14 protein-coding genes are annotated in these 15,113 nt (G+C 47.0%); 6 read left to right on the forward strand and 8 right to left on the reverse strand.

Features of this window, described 5'->3' with window-relative positions; genetic code table 11:
* Window positions 1-5: 5 nt before the first annotated feature.
* The gene (locus FJD32_RS10185; protein WP_011622981.1) at window positions 6-224 is read right to left on the reverse strand and encodes a YejL family protein; all 219 of its coding nucleotides are present in this window, start codon (window positions 222-224) and stop codon (window positions 6-8) included.
* A 77-nt stretch (window positions 225-301) separates the two neighbouring features.
* On the opposite strand from FJD32_RS10185, the gene yejK reads away from it, so the two are divergent.
* Window positions 302-1,330, forward strand: coding sequence for a nucleoid-associated protein YejK (gene yejK / locus FJD32_RS10190; protein ID WP_037418093.1), 1,029 nt, complete (start codon window positions 302-304; stop codon window positions 1,328-1,330).
* Between the two features lie 125 nt (window positions 1,331-1,455).
* On the opposite strand, the gene ccpA is transcribed toward yejK, so the two are convergent.
* Complete coding sequence (ccpA, locus tag FJD32_RS10195; protein ID WP_140907050.1) at window positions 1,456-2,457, reverse strand: diheme cytochrome c5 peroxidase CcpA; 1,002 nt, start codon at window positions 2,455-2,457, stop codon at window positions 1,456-1,458.
* A gap of 505 nt (window positions 2,458-2,962) precedes the next feature.
* Here ccpA and FJD32_RS10200 point away from each other — a divergent pair.
* Complete coding sequence (locus FJD32_RS10200) at window positions 2,963-3,838, forward strand: 6-carboxytetrahydropterin synthase (RefSeq protein ID WP_140907049.1); 876 nt, start codon at window positions 2,963-2,965, stop codon at window positions 3,836-3,838.
* A gap of 65 nt (window positions 3,839-3,903) precedes the next feature.
* Window positions 3,904-4,824, forward strand: a complete 921-nt coding sequence (locus tag FJD32_RS10205) for a M23 family metallopeptidase (RefSeq protein WP_181159822.1) — start codon at window positions 3,904-3,906, stop codon at window positions 4,822-4,824.
* Between the two features lie 70 nt (window positions 4,825-4,894).
* Here FJD32_RS10205 and FJD32_RS10210 read toward each other — a convergent pair whose 3' ends face one another.
* The 3 genes from FJD32_RS10210 to FJD32_RS10220 form a co-directional block, all read right to left on the reverse strand.
* Window positions 4,895-5,155 (reverse strand): DUF5062 family protein, encoded by a 261-nt coding sequence (locus tag FJD32_RS10210; RefSeq protein WP_011626406.1) that lies wholly within the window; start codon window positions 5,153-5,155, stop codon window positions 4,895-4,897.
* 232 nt (window positions 5,156-5,387) lie between these two features.
* Window positions 5,388-6,002: a VOC family protein gene (locus FJD32_RS10215; RefSeq protein ID WP_140907048.1), complete on the reverse strand. Its 615-nt coding sequence runs from the start codon at window positions 6,000-6,002 to the stop codon at window positions 5,388-5,390.
* 66 nt (window positions 6,003-6,068) lie between these two features.
* Complete coding sequence (locus FJD32_RS10220) at window positions 6,069-6,584, reverse strand: L,D-transpeptidase family protein (RefSeq protein ID WP_080612373.1); 516 nt, start codon at window positions 6,582-6,584, stop codon at window positions 6,069-6,071.
* 157 nt (window positions 6,585-6,741) lie between these two features.
* Here FJD32_RS10220 and FJD32_RS10225 point away from each other — a divergent pair, with 157 nt between their 5' ends.
* The gene (locus FJD32_RS10225) at window positions 6,742-7,611 is read left to right on the forward strand and encodes an ion transporter (RefSeq protein WP_037426445.1); all 870 of its coding nucleotides are present in this window, start codon (window positions 6,742-6,744) and stop codon (window positions 7,609-7,611) included.
* A gap of 103 nt (window positions 7,612-7,714) precedes the next feature.
* Here the strand turns inward: FJD32_RS10225 and ppx are convergent, their stop codons facing one another.
* Together ppx and ppk1 are read right to left on the reverse strand one after the other, a co-directional pair.
* A complete protein-coding gene (ppx, locus tag FJD32_RS10230; protein ID WP_037426443.1) occupies window positions 7,715-9,232 on the reverse strand; it encodes an exopolyphosphatase in 1,518 nt (505 codons plus the stop codon).
* Between the two features lie 42 nt (window positions 9,233-9,274).
* Window positions 9,275-11,437, reverse strand: a complete 2,163-nt coding sequence (ppk1, locus tag FJD32_RS10235) for a polyphosphate kinase 1 (RefSeq protein ID WP_037418115.1) — start codon at window positions 11,435-11,437, stop codon at window positions 9,275-9,277.
* Window positions 11,438-11,756: 319 nt separating this feature from the next.
* Between ppk1 and yegD the strand changes: the two genes are divergently transcribed.
* Entirely contained in the window at window positions 11,757-13,211 is a 1,455-nt protein-coding gene (gene yegD / locus FJD32_RS10240) for a molecular chaperone (protein WP_055648432.1), read from the forward strand.
* A 22-nt stretch (window positions 13,212-13,233) separates the two neighbouring features.
* Complete coding sequence (locus FJD32_RS10245) at window positions 13,234-13,731, forward strand: CreA family protein (RefSeq protein WP_086024101.1); 498 nt, start codon at window positions 13,234-13,236, stop codon at window positions 13,729-13,731.
* Between the two features lie 111 nt (window positions 13,732-13,842).
* Here FJD32_RS10245 and FJD32_RS10250 read toward each other — a convergent pair whose 3' ends face one another.
* A complete protein-coding gene (locus FJD32_RS10250; RefSeq protein WP_140907047.1) occupies window positions 13,843-15,042 on the reverse strand; it encodes a cystathionine beta-lyase in 1,200 nt (399 codons plus the stop codon).
* Window positions 15,043-15,113: the final 71 nt, after the last annotated feature.

Here is a 15,113-nt window from a genome sequence, read left to right on the forward strand (position 1 = left end):
CTAACTTAATTGGATTTCACCGATTGTGCGAGCGCTTTCGCAAATTGTTCGGCGACCGCTTGGCGAGATTCGCTTGGCACTTTGCGCTCGAGCAGGTGAGTGACACAGTTGCCTAGCGCCATCAGGCTTAAGTCAGTAGGAGCTTTGTGCTTTTCGAGTACCGCTAAAATTTCGGCGATTAATGATTCAACTTGTGCGTTTGAGTATTTCGATTGGATTGCCATAATCAAAAAATGTTTCACTTTGGAATGGATTAGCGGCATATAATAGCGGATTTATTCCAGCATCACTATCAGGGCTTATGAGTATTAACATCGAACAAGCAATTATTCACGAGATTTCCCAGGACAGTCAGGGTCAATTACGCTGCCGTTTACGTCCTCAACCTCTGCTGAACGGTCAGGCTGTCGAGATGATGCTCGAAGAGTTGCATCAGACTTATACCAGCAAATCCGGCAAAGGATTCGGTTATTTTGGTATTCACGGTGATGATGGTGAGGCTAATCCGGCGTTTGCCAATGCGCTAAAGGAATACCGTGCAGGGGATTTAGGTTTCGTCGAATTTACCGGCCAAGCCAGTAAGTTGTTGCAGGAAGAGTTGGCAAAATATGATTTTAGCCAAGGCGGATTCTTGTTGATGTCCTGCTACACCAACATGGCGAGTGATTATTTGTTTGTGGCGCTGCTCAGTGCAAAATCGTCAATGACGGTACTCGATGATATGGAGCTGTCACAAAATAACCATTTGGATTTAAACAATATCCAATTGGCTGCGCGAATCGATCTCACCGAATGGCAGGCTGATAAAGATTCTCGCAAGTACATCTCCTTTATCCGTGGGCGTGCAGGCCGTAAAGTGGCGGACTTCTTCCTCGACTTTATGGGCTGTGTCGAAGGGGTGAATACCAAGGCGCAAAACAAAACCTTGATGAACGCGGTGGAAGACTTTGTCGCCAGTAGTGACCTGACCAAAGAAGAACGCCAGCAATGTCGTAATAAAGTGTTTGAATATTGCTCCGAGCGGTTCGACGAAGGCGCCGATATTGAGATCAAAGATTTAGCGGATGAGCTTGCCGATCAAGGTATGGAGTCTTTCTATGACTTTGCCCGTGGTGGCAGTTATGAGCTGGATGAAGAATTTCCCGCCGATAAATCGACCTTAAGACAATTGAAGAAGTTTTCGGGTACCGGTGGCGGAGTCACCATTAGCTTCGATGGTGGCCATTTAGGTCAGCGAGTGATTTACGATCCGATTTCCGACACAATTTTGATTAAAGGCGTGCCAGCAAACTTAAAAGATCAGCTAGATAGACGTCTTAAGGGCGAATAAGCCGCTTGGGATAATATCGCTTAAGCTTTAAGCGTCAGCTTTTTAAGCACCAAGCATTAAACAAAAAGGCCGAGGAGTTTATCCTCGGCCTTTGTTTTATGCTAAATGCTTCTTAGGTTTAACCTTTATTTTGCTCCCGTCGCAAAAGGTACTGGGCGCGGAGTTTCTTTATTCGATGGGGGAAGGATCGGCAGGGTGATCTGTGGCTGTTCACCTGTCAGTGAATTTAAGAACGCCACCATTTCCTTGGTTTCCTTGTCGGTAAGCTTTTGCCCTAACTGAATATCCGCCATGGTATTTACCGCTTCTTCGAGCGTCCATACACTGCCATCGTGGAAGTAGGGGTAGGTGAGCTCGATATTGCGCAGTGTCGGTACCTTAAACACAAACTTATCCGCATCCTTACCCGTTACACTTTTACGTCCTTCGGCGGGGTTATTGGTGTGGAACGGTTTGATTAAGCCCATCTTCATAAACATAGTGCCACCGACCGCAGGGCCGTTGTGGCAGCTGACGCAGCCTTTGTCCTTAAACAGTTGGTAACCCGCCTTGGCTTCGCTGCTTATCGCATCCTGTTTACCTAATAGATATTGATCGAATGGGCTATTTGGCGTGACTAAGGTTTTTTCGAAGGCGGCAATGGCATCGGTTAAGCGGTCAATATCGACTTTTTCATCGCCGTAAACCTTGGCAAAGCGGGCACGGTAAGCGGGCATTGAGGCAATGGTTTCGGTGGCGAGTTCATGGGTAAAGCCCATTTCTTTGGGGTTGGCAATTGGGCCCGCGGCTTGTTCTTTTAAGTCGCTGGCGCGGCCATCCCAGAATTGCGCCAGCATAAAGTCAGCATTTAGCACGGTCGGAGAGTTTATTGGGCCTTCTTGCCAATGGTGACCAATCGATGTGGGCAGGGCATCCACGCCGCCGGTGGAGAGGTTGTGGCAAGAGTTACAGGAAATAAAACCTGATTTAGACAACCTTGGTTCAAAAAACAGCATTTTACCCAGTTCCACCTTTTCGGGTTCAGTGATTTTTGCTGGGGAAATGACTTCAATCGGTTCGGCGGCGACGGCATAGCTACTCGCTACTATAGCTGTGAGGGTTATCGCGATAGCGGTAAGTTTTGTCATCTGGTTTTCTCCCTTATTAACCTTGTTAACTGTATGGTTTATAGAGCGATAGTAACGACTAAAATGGCTTAGGGATAACGCCTTGTTTCGATTGGGTCTATCGCTGTTGTGGATTAGATTTTTGTGAGCTAATTCGCTGTTTTTACTGGATTAACTCTGTAGGGTTTGCGGTGTTTCGTTTAGGGTTTTGCTTGCTAATCTGTAGTGTCTATTAGTGTGCGGCTGAAACTATCTGTCGGTCACGATATGGCCGATTAAACGGTTTGCGTTATTTCGTGTTTGTTACTCATTGCGATAGCAAACTATGGTGGGCTCAAGTTCGTTTACAAATGTCTTAAGATAAAAAGTATCTAAGAAAGGATTCATTTGTCGCGGGGCGAAGCAGAATTGATTAGAATCCTTATTATTTGGGTAAGCTTGGTGTCTGTCCAAGTGAGCGTGCTCGGCCATCGCTAAGTGGCGCAATCCCTATTAAGGCGGACTGTTTTTCTGCCGAGGAGAGTCAATGCAACTGTTTGTAAAAGATTTAACCGTGATCGATTTTTCTTACCTGTGCCCTAAGCGTGGCATGGTGGGGGAAAGCTGGATTGTCGATGTCGTATTAGAAGGCGGTTTAGACGAGCAAAATATGGTGCTCGATTTTGCCAAGGTCAAACGTGCGATTAAGCACACGATTGATGCGGTGGCCGATCATCGTTTATTGGTGCCGACCGCCTATAGTGGCGTGCGTTGGCAGCAGCAGGGCGATCGGGTGTGGATGGATTTCGATAGCGCGCTCGGTGAGATCCACTTAGCCTGTCCTTCGCAAGCCTTTGCACTCGTTCCATCGGAACAGATTGATATTCCAAGCGTTAACGCCTTTTTACAAAAAGCCTTACGGGAAACTCTGCCCGATAATGTTGAAGGGATTAGCCTCACTTTAAGGCATGAGATCCTGAACGCGCCTTACTATCACTACAGCCATGGTTTGCGTAAACACGATGGTAATTGCCAGCGGATTGCCCATGGTCATCGAAGCCCAGTTCAAGTGTTTGAGAATGGAGTGTCCGCGCCGAAATGGAATGAGTATTGGGCCAAGCGTTGGCATGATATCTACCTCGGTAGCGAAGAGGATTTAGTCTCGGTGAAGACGTTAAACCTATCGCCACAAACGCGGATCAGCGATGACAGCCATTATGGTTTCCATTATCAAGCGCCTCAGGGGGATTTCCAACTGGCGATGCCCAAGGAATGTTGTGATTTGATCCCGCACGATACCACGGTCGAATTGCTGGCAGACTATATGGCAACCACTTTAGCCACGAAAGTGCCTTCAAGCCAGTTTACTGTGATTGCCTACGAAGGTGTGGGTAAAGGCGCCATAGTGACCAAAGGGAATTAACCCTGTCGATTTTTTAACGCCCTAATCTTTAGGGCGTTATTGTTTGAATAAGGATTTTTGAAAATATGCTAAACGCTGTACCTAATGCTCTACCTAAGTTGTTAAAAACGTTGCCGAACATGCTATCGCGCACTTGTAAGGTGGTGTTATTGCCACTTTTGACCCTGTTTAGCTTATCGACTCAAGCACAAGTGAGTTTTGACGGTAAATTTGAACAAGGTGCGTTAATTCGTGGTAAAGCCCCAGCGGGTACGCAGGTAAGTCTTAATGGCGAGGCCGTTAAAGTGACGCCTGATGGTCATTTTGCCTTTGGTTTTGATAGGGACGCAGAGCTTATTCAACAGCTTACCTTAGTGTATCCCGATGGCTTAACTGAAGTTAAACCGTTAAATATCAAGAAGCGAGAGTACAATATTCAGAATGTTAAAGGGATCAGCAATAAGATTATGAAGCCCGATCCCGTGGCGCAGGAGCGGGCAGCAAAGGATACAGCGCAGGTCAAAGCGGCACGCGGGACTTTTAGTGAACAAACCGCGTTTTTACAATCGTTTATTTGGCCATTAACCGGCAGGATCTCGGGTGTATATGGTAGTCAGCGTATTTATAACGATGTGCCTGGCAACCCACATTTTGGTGTGGATGTGGCGGCGAAAACCGGCACTGTGGTGATCGCGCCCGCCGATGGGGTGATTAGCCTGTCGGTTCCCGATATGTTTTATTCAGGCGGGACTATGGTTATCGACCATGGTTATGGCGTGAGTTCAAGTTTTTTACACTTAAGCAAACTCTATGTGAATGCGGGTGAAACCGTTAAGCAAGGGCAAGCTGTGGCTGAAGTTGGGGCGACAGGACGAGCGAATGGTCCGCATTTAGATTGGCGATTGAATTGGTTCCAAATGCGCCTCGATCCGACAACCATAGTGCCACCGATGGCCACTGTGTTGGCGGCGGAAAAAGCACAGAAAGTGCAAAAAGTCGCGAAGTAACTCCCGCGTCTATTTCTTATTTCCACACAGGGCACCCAATCATTGGTGCCCTGTTTTTGTGTTTGAGTGCTTATTGCAATAAAGGATGATCTGTCGGCAGATGGCGGATGATCCACAGTACCAGTTTGTGCTTCATATTCGGGCCGTCTTCTTTATCTTTTGCTAAGGGTTGGATCAGATTATCGGTCACTAAAAGTCGATAAATACATTCCACTTTATCCTTGGGCGACACACCCTTGTCAAAGTCATCAAAACCGCGTTTTTTGGCGTAGCCGATCCCAATTTCGAGGGCGAGTTTGAGTAGCTGTGCCTCGTGCTTATGTGGCTTCATGTGCTGCATCCTTATGGGTATCACGGCAATGCGCATCGGCGACTTCCGTGGTCGATAACACAAAATCGAGAAAATCTAATGACTAACCAAAGTGTTAATAGCTTGAATCTAGGCTATTTCAACCGTTATTGCTGCTGATTTTTTCGCAAACTGCCTGTTTCATGCAATCCATTATATGTCATTGGAATTGCTGTCACATTCCTAATGTCAACGGTTTGCGCCTCGATTGATCTTATATCTCCGCCTGTTCGCTGGCGATAACCGCTTTAATGCTGTGCGGGTGGATTTTGATACAGATATCGGCTCGTTTAAAGGCGATGGTGGGGTTAGCTAAGCGTTCTTTATCGCCCTTAGGCGAGCTAAATTTCACTTTTATTGGCGCTTCGGTTAAGGCTGCCGAATGCCCTTGGAGTAATGGCACAAGTGAGGGGCTCAAATGAGTCAGTTCTTGGCTTAGACTGTCGCAGTCCTGTGCAGTGGATGGCAATACCAGCTCGATATGCTCCCAGCCTTCTTGAGGATAAACGGTATCGCCAGGATAGGGGAGTTCGACACAGTCGATGCTAAAGTTGCCGAGTCTTAAGGGCTTATCCAGTTCAATGATCAGGATTGTGCGACCATTAATTTGATTATCCGAGATGATCTGCCCGCGGGCACTTAAGGCTTGCTTGAGTGCATCGGCAGCGGCGATACTGTTCACCCTCAGGGCGACATGATCGCAATGCAATGCTTTATCTCCTAAGCCCAATTGGTCTAGAAACGCTAATATCTTCGCCTCAAATTCAGGCCATGTCTGTTCTAATGCTCCGAAGCTCAATACATTAGCTTCTGTGTTTGCTGTTGACATCAAAAATCCTTAAAGCAGGTAACACAAATAAAAACGCCCATTTAACTGGGCGTATTCTGTGATGGCTTAGGGCCAAATCTCGATGGGTGTACCTTCATCAACGGCTTTCCACACTTCGTCCATCTCGGCGTTAGTAATGGCGATACAACCATCGGTCCAGTTGTATTGCTGTGCTTGCTCAGGAGGGAGAGGCGAGCGTGGGTTCTGGCCATGGATCATGATCATGCCACCGGGTCTGATCCCTAGCGCCTTGGCTCTTAACTTATCTTCTTCATTCGGATAAGAAATATGGATGGACTTATAATAGGCGCTATCGGACTTTTTATAGTCCAGAATATAACGGCCCTGTGGTGTACGTTGGTCGCCTTCAGTCAACTTATGGCCTGTCGGCAAGTCACCCATAGCAATGCGGTATTGTTTCAGGACTTTGCCATCCCTTAATAAGGCCATATTGGATTCAGACTTAGTGATTACCACTAAATCGACTTTGCCAATACTCGATGAGGCGAGCACTTGGGGAGAAATCAGTGCGGCGAGAGTTATTGCCACAGTAATGGATTTTGAAAGTAGTGGTACGCGCATGTCTTCCTCTAAAATGACGCTGTTAACGCTTTTTTTGCGCATCATACCGCAAATTTTTGCCAATGTGAGTAGATAATTTTGAGCGAGTAGCAATTGCATGGCAGACTTTGGCAATTAGGAGCAGATAACGCTATTTACCGCAAGGATGTTTTCCCCTATGTCAAACCATTCGCTTGAAAAACTGGACACTGAAAGCCCATTTAAACGTAAATTACGCATCATTATTTTTGGTACCGATACACCCGCAGGCCGTTATTTTGATCTTGGTCTGATCATTTGTATTGTACTGAGTGTGGCGTTGGTGTTTCTTGACACAGTTGAAGCGTTTCATCGGGATTATGGACACATTATTCGGGTGTTAGAGTGGGTGTTTACGCTGATTTTTACCGTTGAATACGGTTTGAGGCTTTATTGCGCGACCCATCCTGTACTGTATGCCCGCAGTTTTTATGGGTTAGTGGATTTATTATCGGTACTGCCTAGTTATCTCGCGCTCTTTATTCCTGGAGCTAATTTCACCTTAGTGATTCGTGTGCTGCGACTTTTTCGGATTTTTAGGGTGCTTAAATTACTGCGCTACTTAAGCGAGGGTAATTTGCTGCTTAAGGCGATGATGCAATCTAGCCGTAAAGTGTTCCTATTTTTCTTTTCGGTGAGTTTAATCATCATGGTATTAAGTGCCGTGATGTATGTCGTTGAGGGGCCTGAGAATGGCTTTAGCTCTATTCCTAAATCAGTATATTGGACTATTGTGACCATCACGACGGTAGGATACGGAGATATCACGCCGAAAACCGAACTAGGCCAAGCGATTGCCGCATTTACCATGTTGCTGGGTTACTCCATTATTGCGATCCCTACGGGCATTTTAACCGCAGAAATTTCCCAAGAAGCGGGACGGCATAGGGATCTGCGTACTTGTAATCAATGCCATAAAATGGGTCATGATTTAGATGCAACCTACTGTAATCGCTGTGGTTGTGAGCTTGATAACCTCGAGATCCCTCAAGGGAAGGGGGATAAATAGCATAAGGCATTTATCAGTTCATCCCTTAGAGCTCTCAATGTCTCTGAGGGATGAAATGCTTTTATTCACTGGCGATGCTGTTTAGCATGCCACTTTTTACTTCTTACGGTTTATCTTGGCGCTGCTCAAGGCTTGAAACAAAACGCAGCTGCATCCCTAGGGCTGCCATTTGTTTTTGCTCTCGCTGCAAGTCTTTCATAAACAAACTTATTTTACGCTTGTGGCTAGGGAGCACTAGCATGAGGCCATCTGGAACCACTTGGATTTTCTCAAGCACTAGGGCTTTGGCAATTCGGCCTAAATGCACTAACACCGCCAAGCGCAGTAGACAGGCGAGACGAATGAGGGTGAGTTTGTGGCTAGGCTCTAATTCGGCCAGTAGCAATTCATTGGGTTTCTTACGGTGGTTGGCGATTAGTCTGGCTAAATCCTGTTGCAGCGCTTCACTAAAACCCGGTAAGTCACTGTTACTAATGATATAAGCACCGTGTTTGTGTAATGCCTTGGAGTTAATGTGTAACCCAATTTCATGCAGGGTCGCAGCGTAGGAGAGTAAGCGTGCATGGGGTCTTAATCCCCATTCATCGGCGACTTGCTCAAACAGCGCCATGGCGGTGTCACGCACTTTAGCCGCATGGGGCATATCCACATGGTAAAGCTGGGCAATACTGTCAACGGTGCGGTGGCGAATGTCTTGATATTGGCCGATTTTGGCTAATTCGTAGAGCACGCCTTCGCGCAGGGCGCCTGGACTAAACTCCAATTGCTCAATGGGTAAACGTCTAAAAAAGCTGATTAAAATAGCAAGGCCAGCAGGTACTAGCGGCGTGCGTTTATCATCGACATTGGCAAAGTGCACTTGGCTGATGTGTCCGCACTTGATCAGTTTCAGCTTTAATTGTTTGAGGCGGGCGAGGGTGACGATTTCATCACCATGTTCTTCTTGGATTGCTTCGCAAATAGCTTTTACGGTGCCAGAGCTGCCGAGCACTAAGTCCCAATCGCCACTGAAATATTCCTTCGACAGTGAAGCAAATTGTTTGTCGGCAGCGCTTTGCGCACCGCGAAACGACGCTGGAGTAATTTGGCCATCGATAAAAAAGCGTTCATTAAAACTCACGCAGCCACAGCGTAGGCTCGATAAATGGGTAGGGGTATTTTTTTGCCCGAGCACTACTTCGGTAGAGCCGCCACCGATATCGATAACGATATTACGTTTCCCAAGTACTTGGCTTTGGGCAATGCCGTTATAAATGAGCCGCGCTTCTTCATGGCCAGAAATCACCTCCACTGGGTAGGGCATAATACGCAGCGCTGCCTCAATAAACTGCTCACGGTTTTTAGCCACTCTTAAGGTGTGGGTGGCGACTAAGCGTACCTGTGCTTGGTCGAGGTTTGAAAAACGCTGATTAAAGTCCCGTAGGCAATTTAGGCCGCGTTCGATAGCATCAGCACTGAGAATATTTTGCGCATTGAGGCCTGTCGCTAACTGAACTTGCTGTTTTTCTTTGTGTAATATCTGCAAACTGCCGTCTTGCTCTCGGGCGATAACCAAGTGAAAACTGTTTGAGCCCATGTCGATGGCGACAAAGTGTCGCGGCTGTGAATGTGTGGCAACCAATCGGATTATCCTTAGGCAATCGAGACTAAAATAAAGCCAGCGTTAGCTGGCTTTGGCCTGTAATGCGGGATCGAGAGTCAGTGCTTGTGCTTGCTCTGCTTCAAGCTTTGCAGCTTCCCGTTGGGCGTTTAATTCTTGCTGTAACCGCTTTTCATAATTAATCAGATATTGATAAATGGCAATTTGAGAACGCACTTTACGTTTATTACCGCGATTACGATAAGGATTACTCTGTTCCTTATTGATAATGCGAGCCTTAGTATTATCGTTGAATTGTAACGATAAAATATCCATCACCATTTGTTTTAGACGCGGATCATAGATTGGTACGCTCACTTCAACACGGTTATCAATATTGCGGCTCATCCAATCGGCGGAGCAAATAAACAACTTATTTTCACCACCCGCGTGAAATAGCATCACCCGAGAGTGCTCCAAAAAGCGGTCGACAATACTGTAGACTTCGATGTTATCGCTGATCCCCGGAATTTGCGGTATCAGCGAGCAAATTCCGCGGATCAATAATTTGACTTTGACGCCCGCAGCCGATGCTTCATAGAGCTTTTGTACTAGAGACTCATCGAGTAAGTTATTCAATTTTAAAGTAATCGCCGCCTTAATATGGCTTTGGGCGTTAACAATCTCTTTATCAATCAAATGGGTGAGCTTTTGTCGCGCATCATAGGGTGACACAATCAAATGCTGGAAGTTATCACGGCGGTAGGGATGTTCAATTAAGTCGAACACTTGCTCCACTTCGCGGGCGATTTCCTGATTGGCGGTAAAGAGGGACAAATCGGTATAGACCCGTGCCGTGCCTTCGTTAAAGTTGCCTGAGCCGACATGGCAGTAAAGCTTCATTTCGCCTTGCTCTTCACGGCCAATTAAGCACAACTTAGAGTGTACTTTTAAGCTGGTGATCCCATGGTGGACCTTTACGCCGGCTTCGGCGAGTACTCGCGTCCATTCAATGTTGGATTGCTCGTCAAATCTAGCCCGTAGTTCTATTACCGCAGTGACTTGTTTACCATTTTTGACTGCATCGATAAGTGACTGCATCACATGGGATTTTTTCGCTACCCTGTACAGATTGATGCGAATAAACCGTACCGCAGGATCGTAGGCGGCTTGACGTACCATTTCCGTAAAGTGGGAGAACTTATGGTACGGATAATTAAGCATAATATCGCCCATTTTGATCGCATCGAAACTGTTGGCACTGCGGCCAAAGCCCGAGCTATTTAGCGCGGGCAGTTTCTCGTTTTCGAGGTAATCACGGCTGGGGTTGGGGAAGCCAATAAAGTCTTTGAAACTGTGGTAACGCCCGCCTGGGATCAAACATTCAGTAGAGCTGATATTTAAATTTTCCTTCAGCATTTCAAGCATATGTTCGGGCATTTCTTTGTCGTATACCAAACGCACAGGTTCAGCCGTCAGGCGCTTTTTCAGACCCTTGGTCATTTTTTCTAGCTGAGTTTGTTCTAGCTCATCGGTAATATCAAAATCCGCATCGCGGGTGAGCTTCATCGAATAAACTTCAATCGCATCGTATTCAAAAAACGGTCCAAACAACTCATCCACACAGTGGCGGATAATATTATCCAGCAGGATCAGGTATTTTTTGGCTTTAGATTTCTCTGCTGGTAACTCAATAAAACGCGGGACATTTTTGGTGGGTACCTCTACGAGAGCATATTGTCTGCGCAACTTAGTGTATAAGCATACGCAAAGGTAAGTTGCATCATCGTTGATATGTTTTACGAGGTCGCGATTGTTATTGACGATAAGCGGCGCTATATGGCGTTTAAAATGATCGCGAAAATGCTTTTTAAGCCAGTTACTATGGAAGTCGCTTAATTGTTTTTCATTAATTAACAATATATTACGGCGAACTAATTCGCGCATCAGCTCGGCATAGATACTGTCGAAACGCTCCTGCAGTGCCATCACTTTGGATTGAATTTTTGCCATTAAGTGACGACTATTACTACGCCCTTCCTGCAGGGAAGACAGTAATATAGAGCGCCTGACTGCTGCGACCCGCACCCGGAAAAACTCATCCATATTATTGGAGAATATACCCAAAAAGCGCACGCGCTCAACAATCGGCACATTGGGGTCGCAGGCCTCTTGCAGCACTCGCTCATTAAATGACAACCAAGAGAGTTCTTTATCAATCGACAGTTTATCGGTATTCGGGGACACTGCACAGCTCCTTTAAGCAAGCGTCATGGCGCAGTATACAATAGCATTCATACATCGGAGTGCAATCAGATTTACTGCTACAAATGAAGGGATTTAAAGGCAAATTCCCCTTCGGGCGAAAGTCATAAGTCCATAAAGATACGAACGGAATATGTCAGATTGATGACCATTGTGACAAAAATGTGACTTTAACTTAACGTTGGCTAGTCACGAGTTTACAAGGTAAAGGGTAGGATATGCACTAGGCTTTCTTTGGGATTGAGGCAAACTGTGTTAACGTGCTCGGCTTTTTATTGTGGTATGACTTAGAGGTAAGCGGATGTTTGTTGGATTTGATTATGGCAGTGCCAACTGTGCCGTTGGGATCATGCAGGGAGATGAAGTATCACTCTTACCAATATCCACCGATTCAACTTATTTACCGTCAACGCTATATGCGATGGACCGAGAGTTAATTGCCGAAGCCGTTTATCGCGCTCTTCCCACAGAATTAAAAGCCGATTATGCCCAAAAGCGCGCCGCGCAATTAAGCCGCGCCCGTATGGTACGTCATGAATTAGATCTCGATGCCGAGACGCCAGCGGTGTTTGTGGGTGAGCTGGCCGTGGCCGCGTATCTTGAAATGCCGGAAGAAGGTTTTTATGTCCGTTCGCCAAAATCCTTTTTAGGTGCAACTGGCCTTAGACCCGAGCAAGTCGCCCTGTTTGAAGACATAGTCACTTTAATGATGCAGTACATTAAAATGCGCGCCGAAGCCGTACTCGCCGAAAAGGGCGTAACATCCGCAGGCGAAGCCAGCATTACCCATGCAGTGATTGGTCGCCCGGTGAACTTTCAGGGTATTGGTGGTGAAGAGAGCAACCGCCAAGCCGAGGCCATTTTAACCTTAGCCGCGAAACGGGCGGGGTTTGTCGATGTGGCATTTCTGTTTGAGCCGCTTGCCGCGGGTATGGACTATGAAGCCAGCCTCAAATCCGATCAAACCGTACTGGTAGTCGACGTCGGTGGCGGTACCACCGACTGTTCTGTAGTTAAAATGGGGCCTAAGCATCAGGCGAATTTCGACCGCAGTGCCGATTGTCTTGGCCACAGCGGCCAGCGTATTGGTGGTAACGATCTGGATATCGCATTGGCGATGAATGCCTTTATGCCGCACTTTGGTTTAGGTTCGCTGATGAGTAATGGTAAACCTATGCCGAGTAATCCCTTTTGGAATGCGGTGGCAGTAAACGATATCAGTGCCCAGCGTGAGTTTGCCACCTTAAGCACTCGCAAGTTGATAGATGAACTGATCAAAGACGCTGAGCAGCCACATTTATTAAAAAGATTGCTCAAAGTGCAGCAACAACAGTTAAGCTACCAAATTGTACGTTTAGCCGAGCGAGCTAAAATAGCCTTGTCTGAGGCCCAAACAACTGAAAGTTCATTGGAATTTATTGAGGCCAAGCTCAATGTTGAAGTGAGTCGCGATTGTTTTGAAAATGCCATTGAACCGTCATTGACTAAGATAGAAGCCTTAATGCACCAAGCACTGACTCAGGCGGCCAAGAGTCTTGCTGGCAATGGATTAGCACCAGAAGAACTGGCTGTCGAGGCTGGAACCTATGAGTGCCAACCCGATGTGATTTATGTGACGGGCGGTACCGCACGAAGCCCAGCAATTTACGCTAAAATCACTAGCCTTTATCCCAATACGCCTGTGGTGGTTGGGGATCACTTTGGTTCGGTGACGGCTGGCTTAACGCGCTGGGCACAAAAGCGTTTTGCTCAATAGGATGATGAATAAGGATAAACAGATGAAGAAAGTTAATCAGGCTTTAATGTCTTTGCTGGCCGTGACGTTGGCGGGGACACTGCTCACGGGCTGTGGTGATGATGTGGGCAAAGTGAGCCTCGGTTTATTTACCACGAAAGACGTGATTATCGATGCCAAGCAAGACCCGAAAATCCCCGGTGTGACCTGCCATATTAGCCGTATCGAAGCGAATCTTGATTTTGCCGATCCCTCCGATATGGGCATTAGCTGCCGTCAAACGGGGCCGATTTCCGCCGCCGATATCGCCAAAATCGATAAGAGCAAACACGGCGAAGTAGTCTTTACCGAATCCTTAAGTATCTTATTTAAAACTTTAAAAGTGCGCCGAATTTACGATGCGCCCAATCAAACCCTGTTGTATTTGTCTTATTCAACCAAAGAGACTAATGGCAGCCACAAGCATGCCTTATCGACCGTGCCTTTATACGGCTCTCAGGCGTGGGTTGACCCCGCAATAAGTGCGGCGCAGCCAAAATAGTAAAAGTGGGTAAAGCCGAAGTCAAAATAAGGTGGGCTTAAACGAAGGCGGGGCAAAATGAAGGCGAGATAATTCCCGCCTTCATTGTTTAACATATAAGTTGTTTAAGCCTTATTTGGCCTTGGCAGCAAGTACGGCATTAAAGCGCTCGAAGCCTGCGCTGAGATCGGCAATTAAATCATCGGGATCTTCTAGGCCAATATGCACACGGATCAATGGTTTGCTTGCATCCCATTGAGTGGCGCTACGGATTTTTTCAATTCCGAAAATCCCTAGGATCAGACTCTCATAACCGCCCCAAGAAAAGCCCATTTTAAAATGCTGCATATTTTCAACAAGTGCGGTGACCGCCTCCTGATCCCCTTGCTTTAATACAAAGGAAAACAAGCCATTTGATGCGCTAAAGTCGCGTTTAAAGAACGCATGTCCTGGGCAGGTATCAAAGGCGGGGTGACGTAAATGGTCAACCTCGGGGCGCGTTTTCAACCAGTTAGCCACTTTAAGGGCATTTTTTTCATGCTGCGCCATGCGCACGCCTAGGGTGCGTAATCCGCGTGTGGCGAGATACACATCGTCGGGGGAGGTGGTTTGCCCCAATAAATAACTGCGCTCACGCAGCTGCGGCCAGTACTTTTCGTTGGCGGTCGCGGTGCCAATCATTACATCAGAGTGACCGACGATATATTTGGTTGCAGCCTGAATCGACACATCGACACCCATCTCGAAGGGCTTGCTATTGATTGGCGATGCCCAAGTGTTGTCAAGAATAGTCACTAATCCGTGTTCATGGGCGATACGGCATAGAGTAGGGACGTCCTGCACTTCCATGGTGATGGAGCCGGGAGACTCCAAAAATAGCACCTTAGTATTGGGGCGGATAAGCGCGCGAATACCTTCACCAATCAGGGGATCGTAATAGGTGGTCTCAATATTAAAGCCAGCCAGAATATGGCTGCAAAGATCGCGGGTCGGCTCGTACACACTGTCGACCATCAACAGGTGATCGCCCGCCTGTAAAAACGATAATAAAGCCGCGCTAATCGCTGCCGCACCCGAGGGATACAGCGCCGTACCTACGCCACCTTCGAGCTCACTGATCGCCGCTTGAAACGCAAAGTGGGTCGGGGTGCCTCGGCGGCCGTAAAACATTTCGCCATTGGTTTTGTTTTTGGCGGCGTGACGCATATCTTCCATGGTGTCGAAGACGATAGTCGATGCGCGAAATATGGGCGGGTTAATCACACCCTTGGTCCATTTTTTATCTCGACCGACGCTGACGATTTGGGTGGCTAGCTGATGTTTATCTGTCATAGGGCTTACCTTGGCAAGTCAGTTTTTATGTTGTTATCCATTGTGATGGCCGTCATCTTAGCATCTGCCCG

Source organism: Shewanella sp. LC6, assembly GCF_006385735.2.
In the GTDB taxonomy this organism is placed as follows: domain Bacteria; phylum Pseudomonadota; class Gammaproteobacteria; order Enterobacterales; family Shewanellaceae; genus Shewanella; species Shewanella xiamenensis.

Excerpts from the sequence above, each read along its gene's own strand:
- FJD32_RS10185 (WP_011622981.1), bottom strand. The coding sequence starts at position 224 with ATGGCAATCCAATCGAAATACTCAAACGCACAAGTTGAATCATTAATC.
- yejK (WP_037418093.1), top strand. The coding sequence starts at position 302 with ATGAGTATTAACATCGAACAAGCAATTATTCACGAGATTTCCCAGGAC.
- ccpA (WP_140907050.1), bottom strand. The coding sequence starts at position 2,457 with ATGACAAAACTTACCGCTATCGCGATAACCCTCACAGCTATAGTAGCG.
- FJD32_RS10200 (WP_140907049.1), top strand. The coding sequence starts at position 2,963 with ATGCAACTGTTTGTAAAAGATTTAACCGTGATCGATTTTTCTTACCTG.
- FJD32_RS10205 (WP_181159822.1), top strand. The coding sequence starts at position 3,904 with ATGCTAAACGCTGTACCTAATGCTCTACCTAAGTTGTTAAAAACGTTG.
- FJD32_RS10210 (WP_011626406.1), bottom strand. The coding sequence starts at position 5,155 with ATGAAGCCACATAAGCACGAGGCACAGCTACTCAAACTCGCCCTCGAA.
- FJD32_RS10215 (WP_140907048.1), bottom strand. The coding sequence starts at position 6,002 with ATGTCAACAGCAAACACAGAAGCTAATGTATTGAGCTTCGGAGCATTA.
- FJD32_RS10220 (WP_080612373.1), bottom strand. The coding sequence starts at position 6,584 with ATGCGCGTACCACTACTTTCAAAATCCATTACTGTGGCAATAACTCTC.
- FJD32_RS10225 (WP_037426445.1), top strand. The coding sequence starts at position 6,742 with ATGTCAAACCATTCGCTTGAAAAACTGGACACTGAAAGCCCATTTAAA.
- yegD (WP_055648432.1), top strand. The coding sequence starts at position 11,757 with ATGTTTGTTGGATTTGATTATGGCAGTGCCAACTGTGCCGTTGGGATC.
- FJD32_RS10245 (WP_086024101.1), top strand. The coding sequence starts at position 13,234 with ATGAAGAAAGTTAATCAGGCTTTAATGTCTTTGCTGGCCGTGACGTTG.
- FJD32_RS10250 (WP_140907047.1), bottom strand. The coding sequence starts at position 15,042 with ATGACAGATAAACATCAGCTAGCCACCCAAATCGTCAGCGTCGGTCGA.